The sequence below is a fragment of the Sphingobacterium sp. UT-1RO-CII-1 genome (assembly GCF_026711005.1).
Taxonomy (GTDB): Bacteria; Bacteroidota; Bacteroidia; order Sphingobacteriales; family Sphingobacteriaceae; genus Sphingobacterium.
The window spans coordinates 1-616 of record NZ_JAPPVJ010000028.1 but is presented as its reverse complement, the minus strand read 5'-3'; the positions used below and the strand labels follow the sequence as shown (position 1 = coordinate 616).

Sequence of the window (616 nt, the reverse complement as noted above, 5' to 3'; positions counted from 1 at the left end):
ACTATTGAAAGAAAAAAAACAATAAAAGAAAGACAACAGATGCTATCAGCTATGGAAAGCTTCGGGCGATTAGTATTACTCGGCTTTGATATCTCTACCTTTAGACCTGTAACCTATCAACGTCGTAGTCTACAACGACCCTTATGAGGAAGTCTCATCTTGTGGCTAGTTTCGCACTTAGATGCTTTCAGCGCTTATCTATTCCAGACGTAGCTACCCTGCGATACACCTGGCGGCATAACAGGTACACCAGCGGTCTGTCCAACCCGGTCCTCTCGTACTAAGGTCAGATCCACGCAAACTTCCAACGCCCACAACAGATAGGGACCGAACTGTCTCGCGACGTTCTGAACCCAGCTCGCGTGCCACTTTAATGGGCGAACAGCCCAACCCTTGGGACCTTCTCCAGCCCCAGGATGTGACGAGCCGACATCGAGGTGCCAAACCTCCCCGTCGATATGAGCTCTTGGGGGAGATCAGCCTGTTATCCCCAGCGTACCTTTTATCCTTTGAGCGATGGCCCTTCCATACAGAACCACCGGATCACTATGTCCGTCTTTCGACCCTGGTCGACTTGTTGGTCTCACAGTCAAGCAAGCTTATGCCATTGCACTCC

Annotated in this window: 1 rRNA gene; it reads right to left on the bottom strand. The window is 50.5% G+C overall.

Annotated features, from left to right (window positions below):
* Positions 1 to 49: 49 nt before the first annotated feature.
* A 23S ribosomal RNA gene (locus ORI89_RS19195) occupies positions 50 to 616 on the bottom strand; the annotation flags it as partial.